This is a genomic window from Nocardioides sp. WJ219 (genome assembly GCF_058559815.1).
The window spans coordinates 475,223-489,206 of the sequence record NZ_JBZUJV010000003.1 but is presented as its reverse complement, the minus strand read 5'-3'; the positions used below and the strand labels follow the sequence as shown (position 1 = coordinate 489,206).

Sequence of the window (13,984 nt, the reverse complement as noted above, 5' to 3'; positions counted from 1 at the left end):
CGCCCCCGACGGTGATCGGTCGTCGTACGACGTCCACTGACGCTGGTCGAGCCGGGCGAGCGCCAGCGAGCCCGAGTCGAGACCCGGCGAGGGAAGGCACCCACGGTGGTCGGACGCCGTCCGCGCCCGCAGCGGGTCAGGGGCGGCGGATGCCGCCGTAGATCACGCGCCGGGTGATCAGCGAGACCATCAGCGGGTCGACGGTGGCGCGGGGGAAGCGGAACCGGCCGCCGCGCGGCGTGTAGATGACGACGCCGTCGGGCTGGCGGCCGAGGACGGCGCCCCAGCGCCGACGGGTGGCGGGAAAGCGCTTGAGCGGTCTGCCGTCGAGGTGGGCGGCGATGTTGTGGGCCACCTGCTTGTCGGCGCGGTTGCGGGCCGAGGAACGCAGCGGGTCGGTGGCGGCGCAGTCGCCGACGGCGAAGAGCCCGTCGTGGCCGGGCACCCGCAGGTCGCGGCCCGAGCGCACGTAGCCGTCGTCGTCGAGGAGCAAGGCGGGCAGCCAGCCGGTGTTGGGCCGCACCCGCCCGATCGCCCAGACCACCGCGTCGGCCTCGGCCGGGTCCTGCCCGGTGCTCCACGTGACCGGGCCGTCGGTGATCCGGTCGAGCCCGAACCCGTCCGGTACGACGGCCCGGTGGCCCGGGTGCAGCCGCACGCCGGCGGCCCGCGCGCGCCCGGCGACGTCGTCCCAGACCTTGTCGTGGTGCATCGGGAGCGGCCGCTCTCCGGGGAACCACAGGCCCACCTGGGTCGTGGGGAACACCTGCGCCAGGTTGACCGCGCTGCTCACCGCCGCGGCACCGCCGCCGACGACGGCGATCGAGCGCGCCCGGGCGAGACGCTCGTGGTCGGCGCGGACGGCGTCCTCGACCTCCTCGGCGCTCTGCAGGTCGGGACGCCGCCAGAACCCGTTGGTCACGCCGGTGGAGATCACCAGCACGTCGTAGCGCTCGCGGGCCGGGGTGCCGTCGGCGAGCCGTACCTCGACGGACCGCGCGTCGAGGTCGAGGCCGGTGAGCTCGCCGTGCACGGTGCGCACGCCGTCGAGTCGCCGGTAGCGGTCGAACCCCACGAGGTAGTCGCGGGTCCACTGCTCCGGTCGCGCCAGGCGGTGCCCGAGCTCCTGGCCGCTGACCAGCATCGGCTTGGCCGAGATGCCGACGACCTCGAAGCGCCGCTGGTCGAGGTGGCGGGCGACGAGGAGCCCGCTGTCACCCAGGCCGGCGACGACCACCCGCGGGCGGTCTGCGCTCACGTGGTGACCCCGGTACGCCGGGGCGGGCGCGGCACGAACCGCGGCACCCGGTCGATCACGTCCTGGTAGCCCGGCCGGCGCTCGAGGCTGCGCTGCTCCATCATCGGGATGCTCGCGCCCAGGAACATCGCGAGCATCGCGGCGGCGCCGACGAACAGCCACCACCAGTCGCCCGGCGAGGCGGCCAGGCCGAACAGCCCGAGCGAGACCCAGAAGCCCAGCTCGCCGACGTAGTTGGGGTGCCGCGACCAGCCCCAGAGCCCCCGGTCCAGCACCTGGCCGGGCTGCTTGGTGCGGGCGAAGCGGTACATCTGCACGTCGGCGGCCCACTCGAGCACGACCGCGCCGACGCCCACCGCCACCGCGACGGCATCGAGCCAGCCGACGTCGCGGCCGGACGTCGTGAGGGCGACGTAGACCGGGAGCATGCCGAGGAAGACCTGGAGCGTCGGCACCACGTGGATGGCCACCAGGTCGACGAGCAGCTCGGCGCGCCCGGCCCGCGCGCGCAGCAGCGGGTAGCGCCAGTCCTCGTGGTGCAGGCCGGGGAACGCGTAGACCCAGTTGGCGGTCAGTCGCACCGCCCAGAACACCACCACGGCGAGCACCAGCCAGCTGCGGGTGTCGTCGACGTCAGGGCCTGCCGCCGCCCACCAGTACGCCGCCAGCAACGGCGGCAGCACGCTCCACCAGGCGTCGTAGAAGCTGGAGTTGCGGTGCAGCCGGCTCGCGCCGAAGATCACCAGCGTCGCGACCAGGTCGGCCAGCAGGCCGTCGAGCCAGAGCCGGCCGGTGTCGGGCCCGAGGGCCAGCCAGGCCCCGCCGGCCGCGATCGCGACGGCGTACGCGAGGCCCACCCTGACCAGCGACGCCCCCTTGCCCACGGGCGCACGCTAGTCGATCTGGACACCTGTCCGGACGAGTTTCAGGAACCGGCGGCGCGGCGCTTCCGCTCGGCCTGGGCCTGCTCGTCGGCCTGGGCGTTGCGGGTCTTGCGCTCGGCGTCGGCCTCGCGGGCCAGCGCGGAGTCGGCGGCGTTGCGGCCGGAGGTCCACACGCCGGTGGAGTCGAGGTCGATGGTGCGCACGGTGCGGCGCTGCGCCTGCTCCTTGCCGACGTACGTCGGGAGCGTGACGGGCACCGGGTCCCACCCGGCCGGCTGCTGCGGCTCAGGGTCGGGCGTCGCGACGGGCTCCGCCGCGGCGACCTCGACGTCGACCTGGACCGCGACGATCTCCTCGGTGACCGGGTCGGCGTCGTCGTCGGCGGCGTCGTCGTCGGGCGCCTCCTCGGGCGCCTCCTCGACGACCAGCGGCAGCCGGACCGAGGACGTGCCGACCGCGCGCTCCTTCTTGACCATGAGCCGGCAGGCGACCAGCCAGGCGACCAGCACGCCACCGGGGGCGGCGAGCCAGGTCCACGAGACCTGACCGAGCGCGGCGGCGACACCGACGGCGACGCCGGCGAGCAGGATCGCCAGCACCACGCGCAGGCGGCGCTTGGCCGCCCGCCGCGCCGCGTCCCGGCGTACGGCGACGGGCACCGGCCGCTCCTCGACCTCGACCACGACGGCGGCCGACGCCGGCTTGCCGGGGGTCACCACGAGGCGGGCCGAGCGGGCGTCGACCGGCTCGCGCCGGGCCAGCACCCGCAGCCGCGCGGAGAAGCCGTCGACGGTGCGCGAGGCGGTGCTGTCCTCGTGGTGGCGCAGCGCCTTCGGGATCAGGTAGGTGGCCCAGGCCACCGCCAGGGCGACGAAGATCAGCGCGCTCAGGTCCACGTCCTGAGGTTAGGAGCGCCAGCACCCGCCGGGACGGATGTCAACAGGTGTGTCGGGGATTTGCTGGTGTGACGGGTGGGGTTCATCCACCGCGCTGACCCGTCGCCACGATGCGACGGGTCAGCGCGAATTCGTCGGTGACCCGTCGCCACGATGCGACGGGTCAGCGTTGCTCGTAGCGGTGGAGGAGGCCGCGGGGGACCTCTTCCTGGGTGATCGCGTAGAGGCGGTGGTCGCGCCACTCGCCGTCGATGTGCAAGAAGCGGGGGGCGTAGCCGACCTCGCGGATGCCGAGCTTCTCCACCACACGCAGGGAGTTGGAGTTCTCCGGGCGGATGGCGACCTCGATGCGGTGCAGGCCGGCCACCTGGAAGCAGTGGTCGATCGCCATCGCGACGGCGCGCGGGATGACGCCGCGACCGGCTACCTCGCGGTCGAGCCAGTAGCCGACCGAGCCGAACTGGGCCGAGCCGCGCACGATGTTGCTCACCGTCAGCTGGCCGGAGAAGACGCCGTCGACCTCGACGGCCCACGGCATCGTCTCGCCCCGACGCGCCGACGCCGAGAGCCGGCGTACGAGCGCGCGGAACGTGACCGGCCGGGACGGCGAGCCGGGCGGGGCGGTGGCGTCCCAGCGCACCAGCCAGGCGGCGTTGCGGTGCCGGACCGCGCGCCAGTCGTCGATGTCGGAGCCGCGCAGCGGACGCAGCGTCACGACCGGGTCGCTCCCGGAGGAGAGGGTCACCGGCCAGCCGGTCGGCTGCCGGCCCTGGCCGCGGGTCAGTGGTCGCTCCCCACGACCTGCTCGACCGCGTGCACCAGGATCGGCTCGAGCACGCCGAGCCCGTCCTTCACCCCGCCGCGCGAGCCCGGCAGGTTCACCACCAGGCAGTCGCCGACGACGCCGGCCAGCCCGCGCGAGAGCACCGCGGTCGGGACGCCGGCCGCCACGCCCTGGGCGCGGATCGCCTCGGCGATGCCCGGCACCTCGCGGTCGAGCAGCGCCCGGGTCTGCTCGGGAGTGCGGTCGGTGGGGGTGAGGCCGGTGCCGCCGGTGGTGAGCACGACCCGCGCCCCGCCGTCGACGGCGGCGCGGATGGCGTGGCCCACCGGGTCGCCGTCGGGTACGACGACCGGCGCGTCGACCACGAACCCGAGGCCCTGGAGGAAGGAGACGATGAGCGGGCCGGTCTCGTCGGCGTACACGCCGGCGGCGGCGCGGTTGGAGGCCACCACCACCTCGGCCCTCATGCGTCACCCCGGTGGAAGTCGCCGCTCTTGCCGCCGGTCTTGGTCTCGACCCGGACGTCGGTGATCACCGCGGCCTTGTCGACGGCCTTGACCATGTCGACGACGGTGAGCGCGGCGACCGAGACCGCCGTCAGCGCCTCCATCTCCACACCGGTGCGGTCGGTGGTGCGCACCGAGGCGGTGATGTCGACGGAGCCGTCGGTGACGACCAGGTCGACCGAGACCGCCGACAGCGCGAGCGGGTGGCACAGGGGGATCAGCGACGGCGTCTGCTTGGCGCCCATGATCCCGGCCAGCCGGGCGACGGCGAGCGCGTCGCCCTTGGGCACGCCCTCCCCGCGCAGCAGCGCGACCACCGCGGGCGACACCAGCACCCGTCCGGAGGCGGTGGCCGTGCGGGCGGTGACGTCCTTGGCGGAGACGTCGACCATGCGCGCGGCGCCGCTCTCGTCGACGTGGGTCAGCCGGTCACTCACCTGGCGATCATGCCAGTCGGCGTGGTCGGACGACGTACCGTGGTCGCATGTCGCGTCGCCCCTCCCGCACCTCGCTCGCCGTCGCCCTGTCGGCGGCCCTCTCGACCACGCTGCTCCTCACCGGGTGCGGCAGCGCCGGCGCCCCGGCCGGCGACGCCCGGCCGGCCGCGACCGACGGCGCCCAGCCGGTGGCGAACGTCGACGAGCCCGAGGTCGACCCCGACCTCGTCGCCCTGGTCGACTCGCTGAAGGGCGCGGCCGAGCAGGTCACCACCACGCGCTTCGCGCTCGCCGTCCGCGGCCCCCAGCGCGTCGACGTCACGGGCGCGCTCGACGTCACCACCCCGACCCCCACGCTGCGGGCGCAGGTGCGCCCGGCCGACCTCGGCCTCCGCGAGGTGCGCGTCGTCGACGGCACCGCCTACGGTCTCGTCGGTTTCGGCGGCCTGCCCGCCGACTGGCTGCGGGTCCCGCTCCCCGACCTCGCGGGCCTCGCCGGCCCCGGTGGCTCCGGCGCGTCCGGCCAGTCGCCCGACGAGTGCCCGGCGCCCTGCCTGGGCGTCTCCTACCCCGGCCGCGAGGCCATCGCCGAGCAGCTCGGCGACGTCGTGACCGACGTCGACCAGGACACCTCGGCGTCCGGGACGACGTACACCGCCGTCCTCGACCTGCGCGAGGTGGCCGGCCTGCTGGCGATGGCGGCCGGCTCGATCGAGGTGCCCGGCATGCCCGACCTGGGGTCGATGCTGGGCTCGCTCGAGCTGCCCGACCGGGCGACGGTCACCGTCGACCTCGACGACGCCGGCCGCCTCACCGGGGTCGCCGCGCGGGCCGACGGCGGGTCGCTGACGCTGACCCTGACCGACCCGGGTGCGCCGGTGCGGGTCGCGCCGCCCGCGCGGAGCACCGACCTCGGGTCCTTCGGCTGGACCGCCTCCACCCCGGCCGGCTAGACCGGCCGCAGCCGGCCGTCAGTCCTGGTCGAGCCGGATCACGGTCACGGTCTCGCCGGCCGCGACCTCGGTGACGTCCTCGGGCACCACGATCAGCGCGTCGGACGCCGCCAGGTCGCCGACCAGGTGCGAGCCCGAGCCACCCACCGGGGCGACCTCGGTGACGGTGGAGCCGTCGTCGCCGACGGTGATCACGCCGCGCAGGAACTGGCGGCGCCCGGCCGGCGACCGTACGGCGTGGGTCAGGCGGGCGCGGACCGGCCGGCGCGACTCCGGCGTGAGGCCCATCATCCGGCGCAGCGCGGGCCGCACGAACACCTCGAACGACAGGTACGACGACACCGGGTTGCCCGGCAGCGCGAAGAACGGCACCCGCCGCGCCTGCGACGCCGACCCGGCGACGAGGTGGCCGAAGCCCTGCGGCTTGCCGGGCTGCATCGCCAGGCCGCCGAACCACACGGTGCCGATCGGGGCGAGGGCCGCCTTGACGACGTCGAAGTCGCCCATCGAGATGCCGCCGGAGGTGACCACCACGTCGGCGCGGCCGACCTGGTCGTCGAGCGCGGCGAGGAACGCCTCGGGGCGGTCGGGCACCAGGCCCACCCGGTAGGGCACGGCGCCGGCCCGGCGGGCGGCGGCGGCGAGGAGGTAGGAGTTGCCGTCGTAGATCGCGTCGTCGTCGGCGCCCGGCCGGAGCGGGGCGCCGGGCTCGCGCAGCTCGGAGCCCGTGGACACGATGACCACGCGCGGGCGCGGCCGCACCCGCACCGACGACCGGCCGATCGAGGCCAGCAGCCCGAGGTGGCGCGGCCCGAGGGCGGTGCCGGACTCGACGAGGAGGTCACCCTCGGCGACGTCCTCGCCGGCGTAGCGCAGGTGCTGGCCCTGGCCCGGGGCCTGGTCGACCCGCACCTCGTCGACACCGCGGTCGGTCCACTCGTAGGGGACGACCGCGTCGGCACCGGCCGGCACCGGGGCGCCGGTCATGATCTTGGCGGCCGTGCCGGGGGGCAGCTCGTCGACCGGCCCGCCGGGCGTCTGCCCGGCTCCGATCTCGCCGATCACCGGCAGCCGCACCGGCGCCTCGGCGCTCGCGGCGGCGACGTCGGCGGTGTGCACGGCGTAGCCGTCCATCGCGGAGTTGTCGAAGCGCGGCAGCCGGATCGGGGCGCGGACGTCCTCGGCGCACGCCAGGTCGAGCGCGTCCATCAGCGGCTGGACGAAGTCGGGCAGCGGCCTCGTCGCCTCGAGGACCACGCGCAGGTGCTCGTCGACCGAGCGCAGCTCACCCATCGGATTGCAGGACGGTGCCCGACGAGATCCGGTCGGCACCCTGCGCCGTCACCGTCACGTCGCCGACCACCTCCACGCCACGGCAGAACGTGACGTCGCCCTCGACCCGCAGCGACGTGGCCCTGGCCAACGACGGCGCGCCCTCGGGGAAGCGCTTGTCGAACTCGCCGACCAGCTTGTAGTGGTCGACGTCGAGGTCGACGTACGGGATCTCGGCGGCGGCCTGGTCGAGCACGAAGTCGGCGCCGATGCCGTAGACGTCGGAGCGCAGCACGAGCAGGTCGTTGGTGGTCTTGACCGGCACGAAGCGGTCGCGGCCGACCTCGATCAGCCGGGAGCCCTCGAAGACCTCGATCGCGGCACCCATGGCGGTCTCGACCTGGATCACCTCGGGGGTCGAGGGGTCGCCGGGGTCGACGTTCTTGACGTTGCGGATCAGCGGCAGCCCGAGGATGCCCTGCCGCTGGTCGAGCGCGAGCTTCATCGCGGCCAGGTCGAACCAGAGGTTGTTGGTCGAGCAGAACCGGTGCCGGTCGAGGTCGGCCAGGGCGGCCTGGTCCTCCCGGGGGGTCTGCGCGGTCTCGCGCAGCACCAAGCGGCCGTCGGCCTTGCGGCGCGCGAAGTGGCCGCCCTTGCGGTCGGACGGGGTGCGGCGTACGGCCTCGATCGCGAACGGCGCGCCCGTGGAGGCGAACCAGCCGGCGACCCGCGGGTCGGGCACGGCGCCGAGGTTGTCGGAGTTGGAGACGAAGACGTGACGGAACCCACGCTCGAGCAGCAGGTCGATCAGGCCGGTGCCGCGCATCGCGGTGTAGAGGTCGCCATGGCCGGGCGGGCACCACTCGAGGTCGGGGTCGGCCGGCCAGGAGACCGGCGCGAGGTCCTTGGCGTGGAGCTTGGGCTCCTTGTTCTGCAGGAACTCCAGCGGGAGGCCGTCGACCGCGAGGTCGTCGTAGCGGCCGAGCGCGGCCATCGTGTCGGCCGAGGTGCGGAAGGAGTTCATGAAGATCAGCGGCAGCGGGGCGTCGTGCTGGGCGCGCAGGTGCAGCACCTGGCGGGCGATGATGTCGAGGAACGACAACCCGCGGCGCACGCACAGCAGCGACTTGGCGCGGCTCATGCCCATCGAGGTGCCGAGGCCGCCGTTGAGCTTGATCACCGCGGTGTGCCGGATCGCGTCGGTGGCGACGTCGTCGCCGACCTCGACGTCGGCCAGCGACGGCATGTCGACCGGGTCGATCGTCGACTCCGGGACCAACCCCGTCTCCCCGTGCTCGAGGAGCCGGAAGTAGTGGGAGAAGGTGTCGATCGCGACCTCGTCGACGCCGGCGGCGGCCATCTTCTCGCGGGCCCTCTTGAGTGCGGGACTACCCATGTCATGGAGCCTAGGCTCACGGTGTGGCGTCCGCACAACCCAGCCCGTCGTCGGGCCCCTCCAAGGGCCCGGCCAAGCTCGCCCTGCGCGACCAGCTGACCACCGCCCGCAACCGGCTCCCGGTCGCCCGGCTGGGCCTGTTCGCCCGTGCGGTGGCCGGCCACCTCCTCGCCGCCGAGGAGGTACGCCGGGCCGCCACCGTGGCGGCGTACCTCTCGGTCGGCACCGAGCCCGGCACCTCCTGGCTGCTCGACGGGCTCGTCGCCGCCGGCAAGCGGGTGGTGCTGCCGGTGCTGCTGCCCGACGACGACCTCGACTGGGCGGCGTACGAGGGCGAGCAGGGGCTGGCGCCGGCCCGCCACGGCCTCCTCGAGCCCACCTCCCGCCGCCTCGGCGCCGACGCGATCGCCACCGCCGACGCCGTCGTCGTCCCGGGGCTCGCGGTCTCCCCGACCGGACTCCGCCTGGGCCGCGGCGGCGGGTCCTACGACCGCGCGCTCGGCCGGGTCCCGGTGGGCACCTTCACCTGCGTCGTCCTCTACGACGGCGAGCTCGACCGCCCCGTCCCCGTCGAGCCCCACGACCGCGCCGTCACCGCCGCCGTCACCCCCTCGGGCCTGCGCCGCTTCCGACGGTGACCCACGCTGGTCGAGCCTGAGTCGGAACCCGGCGAGATGACCGCCCTGCGGGGGTCTCGACTCGCGGAGACTTCGTCCCCGCGGCTCGACCACCGTCGGCGACCGCCCGTCGTACGACGACCACGGACGCTGGTCGAGCCGGGCGAGCGCCAGCGAGCCCGAGTCGAGACCCGGCGAGGGAAGGCACCCTGCGGGAGTCTCGACTCGCGGAGACTTCGTCCCCGCGGCTCGACCACCGTCGGCGACCGCCCGTCGTACGACGACCACCGTCGGCGACCGCCCGTCGTACGACGACCACCGTCGGCGACCGCCCGTCGTACGACGACCACTGACGCTGGTCGAGCCGGGCGAGCGCCAGCGAGCCCGAGTCGAGACCCGGCGAGGGAAGGCACCCTGCGGGGGTCTCGACTCGCGGTGACTTCGTCCCCGCGGCTCGACCAGCGTGAGTCACTCCTGCGCCGGCACCAGCGTCAGCACGTCCTCGCCGGCGTCGGCGACGGCGTCGCGCGAGAACGCCCACGGCAGGGTCTCGCCGTCGACCATCAAGTCGGTCTGGTCGGTGTAGTGCGGGTGGAAGGCGTGGCCGGAGACGCCGGTGAGGTTGATCCAGCGCGACTCGTCGAGGTCCTCGAGGGAGACGACCATCCGCATGGACGGGGCGTTGACCACCTCGAAGCCCTCGCGGGCGTCCCAGTACGTCGCGTTGACCAGCGAGCCGCCGCCCGCGGCCTCCCATCCGCCGCGGTTGAACAGCCGCTCGACCGCCCCGATGCCCGACTGGCCCAGGGACGAGGACTCCAGGCGCAGCTCGTGGAGCGCCCCCCACGTCCACTCGTCCGCGTCGGGCGAGATCGCGGAGGTGAGGTCGTCGCGGGCCCGCAGCAGCGCCGCGCGGACGACGTCGTCGCGCGACTCGACGACCTCGTCGGTGCTGACGTCGTCCCACCACGGGTCCTGCGGCTTCTGCAGCAGCTTGGTCACCGCGCCCATCCACCGCTGGCCGCCGTCGGGGCGCTGGTCGGTGGGGAGCTCGTCGTGGAAGGTCAGCTCGAGCAGCGCCCGCCACACGGCGTTGAAGTACGCCGCCGCCGCGCTCTGGCGACCCGACGCCGGCTGGGTCAGGTCCCAGGTCTCCAGCAGCTCCTGGCCGTCGTCGTCGTACCGCTCGTCGAGCCGTTGCTCGAGCAGGTGGGGCAGCAGCACCGGGGCGAGCGGGTTGCGGTCGTCGACCTGGGTGGCGAGCACGTCGTCGAGCGACACCGTGCCGCCACCGTCGAGCTGAGACTCGAGGAGGTCGCGGATGCGCTGGGACCGGTAGCCGCGGTCGACGTCGTCGCTGAGGTAGTAGGGGTAGTCGGGCCCGACCACGGCCTGGTTGGCGGTGACCACGAACCCCTCGTCGGGGTCGAGCACGCTGGGCAGGCCGTCGTAGGGCACGTACTCGCCGGTCCAGTCGTTCTCGGCCCGCCAGCCGGCGACCGGGGCGAGCCCGTCGTTGCCCGACTTGCGGATCGGGATGCGGCCCGGTGCCTGGTAGCCGATGTGGCCGTCGCGGTCGGCGTAGACGACGTTCTGGGACGGGACGGCGAAGTCGGACAGCGCCGCCCGGAACGACGGCCAGTCCGACGCGCGGTCGAGGGCGAGGATCGCGTCGGCGGTCGGCGACGGCTCCAGCGCGGTCCACGCGAGCGAGACGGCGTACTCCACCTCGTCGGGGTCGACGTCGTCAGGCCCGCCGTTGCGGGAGACGTCGGCCGACTCGCCCACGTCGGCGAGGACGTCGTCGACGTCGCTGACGATCGGTCCGTGGTCGGTGGAGCGGACCGTGATCGAGACGTCGTCGCCGCCGGCGACCTCGATCTGCTCCTCGCGGGTCTCGATCGGCAGCAGGTCGCCGTCGTGGCTCCACCGGTCGCCGACGATGCGCTCGACGTAGAGGTCGGTCACGTCGGGGCCGAGGTTGGTGAACCCCCAGGCGATGTCGGCGTTGTGGCCGATGATCACGCCGGGGACGCCTGAGAAGGAGAACCCCGCGACGTCGTAGGGGCACGCCTCGGACACGGTGCGGCAGTGCAGGCCGACCTGCATCCACACCCCCGGCAGCGAGGCGCCGAGGTGCGGGTCGTTGGCCAGGAGGGGTGCGCCGGTGTCGGTGTGCTCGCCGGAGACGACCCACGAGTTGCTGCCCACCCCGTCGCCGCGGCCGAGCCAGGCCGGCATCCGCTCGGTGGCACCCGCCAGGCGGCGCAGGTCGTCGGCCACCGCCCCGAACGGCGGCGGGCGCACCGGGTTGCGGGTCGCGCCCGTCTCGGCGTCCTGCTCGAAGACCTCGTCGACCACCGCGCCCTGGCCGACGATCGGTGCGTGCTCGTCGAGCGGGTACGCCGGCCACAGCTGCGCCGCCCGCTCCTCCCCGACCGCGGCGGCGGTGAGGGTGCGGTCGATCTCGTCGACCATGTTGCCGCGCAGGTCCCACGCCATCGCCTTGAGCCAGGCCAGCGAGTCGACCGCGGTCCACGGCTCCGGGGAGTAGCCGAGGCCCTGGGCGTTGAGCAGCGTGTACTCCAGCGCGAGCTCGCTCGGGTCGCGCTCCTCGAGGTAGGCGTTGACGCCGGCGGCGTAGGCGTCGAGCGCGACCCGGGTGTCGGGGTCGAGCAGCGGCAGCTCGGCCTCGGCGACGCGGCGCCACCCCATCGTCCGCACGTAGACGTCGGTCTCCACGGCGTCCTCACCGAACAGCTCGGCCAGCCGCCCGGCGGTGGCGTGCCGGCGGACGTCCATCTCGAAGAACCGCTCCTGGGCGTGCACGAAGCCCTGCGCGCGCATCAGGTCCTCGGTGGTGTCGGCGTAGAGCTGCGGGATGCCGTGGTCGTCGCGGACCACCTCCACCTCGCCGACCAGGCCGGGGAGCTCGAGCTCGCCGGAGGTCTGGGGGAACGACCGGCGCACCAGCACGACCCCGGTGAGCAGGCCGGCGACCAGCAGCAGGACCAGCGCGCCCACGACGTACGTCGTCACGCGCAGCGAGCGCGGCAGCAGCCGGAACCGGCGCCACCACTGGGGCCCGCGCGGCGCGGGCGGGTCCTGGGGCGGGTCCGGGGGCGTGCCGGGACTGCCGGCGCTCGCATCGGTGGTGACCGTCATCGTGCGGAACATTCTGCCGTGCCGTAGCATTGGCACTCGTGGGGCGCGAGTGCCAACACCTCCGCCCGACCGCCGCCAAGTCCCCGAGGAGCCCTGCCGTGCCGACCTACCAGTACGCCTGCACCGAGTGCGGCCACGCCTTCGAGCAGGTCCAGTCCTTCTCGGACGACTCGCTGACCACCTGCCCCGAGTGCCAGGGCCGGCTGCGCAAGCTGTTCAACGCGGTGGGCGTGGTGTTCAAGGGCTCGGGCTTCTACCGCACCGACAGCCGCAAGCCGGAGGGCTCGTCCTCGTCGTCCTCGTCGGAGACCAAGGCGACCGGCGAGAGCAAGGGCGAGAAGAAGAACGATACCAAGACCGAGAAGAAGTCCGACTCCAAGCCGGCGCCGGCCGCCACGACCTGAGGCCTCCGCGCCCCCTGTGGAGAGCGGCGGCACGACCGCCGCTGCTCGCCTAGCGTCGCGGGATGCCCCGCGACCCGTCTCGTCAACGCCGTCACGTCCGCGTCCTCGCCGCCACCCGGCGCCAGGTGCTGCGTCGACGCCGTCCGTTGGCCGCGGGGCTCGTCGCGGTGGCCGTGGGGTCGGGGCTGGCAGCGACCTCGGCACCCCCGCCCGCCACGGTCGAGGTGGTGGTGGCCGCCCGCGACCTGCCGGCCGGTGAGGTGCTCGGCGAGGGCGACCTGACCACGACGGCGTTCGCCCGAGGCTCGGTGCCCGACGGTCTCGCCGGCGAGCCGGCCGGCCGGGTGCTCGCCGCACCTGTGCCGCGGGGCCAGCCGCTGACCGAGGTCGGGCTGGTGGGGCCGGCGATGACCGGCGACCGCGGCGACCTGCGCGCCGTACCCGTGCGCCTGCCCGACGCCGGCGCGGTCGCGCTGCTGCGGGTGGGCGACGAGGTCGACCTCGTCGCCACCGACCCGCAGGCCGGCGACACCGAGACGGTCGCGAGCGGCGCGACCGTGCTGGCCCTCCCGACGGCCGACGAGGCCACCGGACCCACCGGTCTCCCCGGGCGGCTGGTGGTGCTCGGCGTCGCCGACGCCGAGGTGCCACCGCTGGCCGACGCCGTGGCGCGCTCGCTGGTGACCTTCACGTGGTCGACCCGCTAGCGTCTGGCCCTCCCCCTCTCCCCCAGGAGCACGCCCATGGACGGGTTCAAGAACTTCCTCTTCCGCGGCAACCTCGTCGACCTGGCCGTCGCGGTCATCATCGGGACGGCGTTCGGCGCCGTCGTCACCGCCTTCACCGCCTGGCTCACCAGCCTGCTCCCCACGTCGCTGGACGACGTGTTCAGCACGACGTCGTACTTCGGGCGGTTCATGAACGCGGTGATCGCGTTCGTGATCCTCGCCGCCGTCGTCTACTTCCTCGTGGTGATGCCCTACATCAAGGCCAAGGAGCGGTTCTTCCCCAGCCCGCCCCCCGGCACCCCCGAGGACATCGAGCTGCTCCGCGAGATCCGCGACTCCCTCGCCGGCGGCGCCCCCAAGCACCTCTGACGGACCGACGCTGGCCGACCACCCCACGGCGACCGACGCTGGTCGAGCCGGGCGAGCGCCAGCGAGCCCGAGTCGAGACCCGGCGAGGTACGCACCCTGCGGGGGTCTCGACTCGCAGAGACTTCGTCCCCGCCGCTCGACCACCGTCGGTGACCCACGCTGGACGAACGGGGCGAGCGCCAGCGAGCCCGAGTCGAGACCCGGCGAGGTAGGCACCCTGCGGGGGTCTCGACTCGCGGTGACTTCGTCCCCGCGGCTCGACCACCGTCGGACCCACGCTGGTCGAGCCGGGCGCGCGCCAGCGAGCCCGAGTCG

At 74.4% G+C, this 13,984-nt stretch carries 14 protein-coding genes; 5 read left to right on the top strand and 9 right to left on the bottom strand.

Annotation, left to right across the window (positions count from 1 at the left end; genetic code table 11):
• Positions 1 to 136 precede the first annotated feature (136 nt).
• The 6 genes from AC4MBH_RS10205 to moaC all read right to left on the bottom strand — a co-directional run bounded on the left by AC4MBH_RS10205 (position 137) and on the right by moaC (position 4,765).
• Positions 137 to 1,258, bottom strand: a complete 1,122-nt coding sequence (locus AC4MBH_RS10205; protein ID WP_491794744.1) for an FAD-dependent oxidoreductase — start codon at positions 1,256 to 1,258, stop codon at positions 137 to 139.
• The gene (locus AC4MBH_RS10200) at positions 1,255 to 2,142 is read right to left on the bottom strand and encodes a DUF1295 domain-containing protein (RefSeq protein WP_491794743.1); all 888 of its coding nucleotides are present in this window, start codon (positions 2,140 to 2,142) and stop codon (positions 1,255 to 1,257) included. The genes AC4MBH_RS10205 and AC4MBH_RS10200 overlap by 4 nt, the downstream gene beginning before the upstream one ends.
• 41 nt (positions 2,143 to 2,183) lie before the next feature.
• Entirely contained in the window at positions 2,184 to 3,038 is an 855-nt protein-coding gene (gene sepX, locus AC4MBH_RS10195; RefSeq protein ID WP_491794742.1) for a divisome protein SepX/GlpR, read from the bottom strand.
• Between the two features lie 163 nt (positions 3,039 to 3,201).
• On the bottom strand, positions 3,202 to 3,783 hold the full coding sequence (locus AC4MBH_RS10190) for a GNAT family N-acetyltransferase (protein ID WP_491794741.1): 582 nt from the start codon (positions 3,781 to 3,783) through the stop codon (positions 3,202 to 3,204).
• 35 nt (positions 3,784 to 3,818) lie between these two features.
• The gene (locus tag AC4MBH_RS10185; protein ID WP_491794740.1) at positions 3,819 to 4,289 is read right to left on the bottom strand and encodes a MogA/MoaB family molybdenum cofactor biosynthesis protein; all 471 of its coding nucleotides are present in this window, start codon (positions 4,287 to 4,289) and stop codon (positions 3,819 to 3,821) included.
• Positions 4,286 to 4,765 (bottom strand): cyclic pyranopterin monophosphate synthase MoaC, encoded by a 480-nt coding sequence (gene moaC, locus AC4MBH_RS10180; protein WP_491794739.1) that lies wholly within the window; start codon positions 4,763 to 4,765, stop codon positions 4,286 to 4,288. The genes AC4MBH_RS10185 and moaC overlap by 4 nt, the downstream gene beginning before the upstream one ends.
• Positions 4,766 to 4,812: 47 nt before the next feature.
• Between moaC and AC4MBH_RS10175 the strand changes: the two genes are divergently transcribed.
• Positions 4,813 to 5,718: a hypothetical protein gene (locus tag AC4MBH_RS10175; RefSeq protein WP_491794738.1), complete on the top strand. Its 906-nt coding sequence runs from the start codon at positions 4,813 to 4,815 to the stop codon at positions 5,716 to 5,718.
• Positions 5,719 to 5,736: 18 nt separating this feature from the next.
• Here AC4MBH_RS10175 and glp read toward each other — a convergent pair whose 3' ends face one another.
• Together glp and AC4MBH_RS10165 are read right to left on the bottom strand one after the other, a co-directional pair.
• Positions 5,737 to 7,011, bottom strand: a complete 1,275-nt coding sequence (gene glp / locus AC4MBH_RS10170) for a molybdotransferase-like divisome protein Glp (RefSeq protein ID WP_491794737.1) — start codon at positions 7,009 to 7,011, stop codon at positions 5,737 to 5,739.
• On the bottom strand, positions 7,004 to 8,386 hold the full coding sequence (locus AC4MBH_RS10165; RefSeq protein ID WP_491794736.1) for a UTP--glucose-1-phosphate uridylyltransferase: 1,383 nt from the start codon (positions 8,384 to 8,386) through the stop codon (positions 7,004 to 7,006). The genes glp and AC4MBH_RS10165 overlap by 8 nt, the downstream gene beginning before the upstream one ends.
• A 23-nt stretch (positions 8,387 to 8,409) precedes the next feature.
• On the opposite strand from AC4MBH_RS10165, the gene AC4MBH_RS10160 reads away from it, so the two are divergent.
• Positions 8,410 to 9,024, top strand: a complete 615-nt coding sequence (locus AC4MBH_RS10160; RefSeq protein ID WP_491794735.1) for a 5-formyltetrahydrofolate cyclo-ligase — start codon at positions 8,410 to 8,412, stop codon at positions 9,022 to 9,024.
• A gap of 447 nt (positions 9,025 to 9,471) precedes the next feature.
• Here AC4MBH_RS10160 and AC4MBH_RS10155 read toward each other — a convergent pair whose 3' ends face one another.
• On the bottom strand, positions 9,472 to 12,168 hold the full coding sequence (locus AC4MBH_RS10155) for a penicillin acylase family protein (RefSeq protein WP_491794734.1): 2,697 nt from the start codon (positions 12,166 to 12,168) through the stop codon (positions 9,472 to 9,474).
• A 98-nt stretch (positions 12,169 to 12,266) separates the two neighbouring features.
• Here AC4MBH_RS10155 and AC4MBH_RS10150 point away from each other — a divergent pair, with 98 nt between their 5' ends.
• The 3 genes from AC4MBH_RS10150 to AC4MBH_RS10140 all read left to right on the top strand — a co-directional run bounded on the left by AC4MBH_RS10150 (position 12,267) and on the right by AC4MBH_RS10140 (position 13,669).
• Positions 12,267 to 12,572: an FmdB family zinc ribbon protein gene (locus AC4MBH_RS10150; RefSeq protein ID WP_491794733.1), complete on the top strand. Its 306-nt coding sequence runs from the start codon at positions 12,267 to 12,269 to the stop codon at positions 12,570 to 12,572.
• 62 nt (positions 12,573 to 12,634) lie between these two features.
• Positions 12,635 to 13,279, top strand: coding sequence for an SAF domain-containing protein (locus AC4MBH_RS10145; protein WP_491794732.1), 645 nt, complete (start codon positions 12,635 to 12,637; stop codon positions 13,277 to 13,279).
• A 36-nt stretch (positions 13,280 to 13,315) separates the two neighbouring features.
• The gene (locus AC4MBH_RS10140) at positions 13,316 to 13,669 is read left to right on the top strand and encodes an MscL family protein (protein ID WP_491794731.1); all 354 of its coding nucleotides are present in this window, start codon (positions 13,316 to 13,318) and stop codon (positions 13,667 to 13,669) included.
• The last annotated feature ends 315 nt before the right edge of the window (positions 13,670 to 13,984 follow it).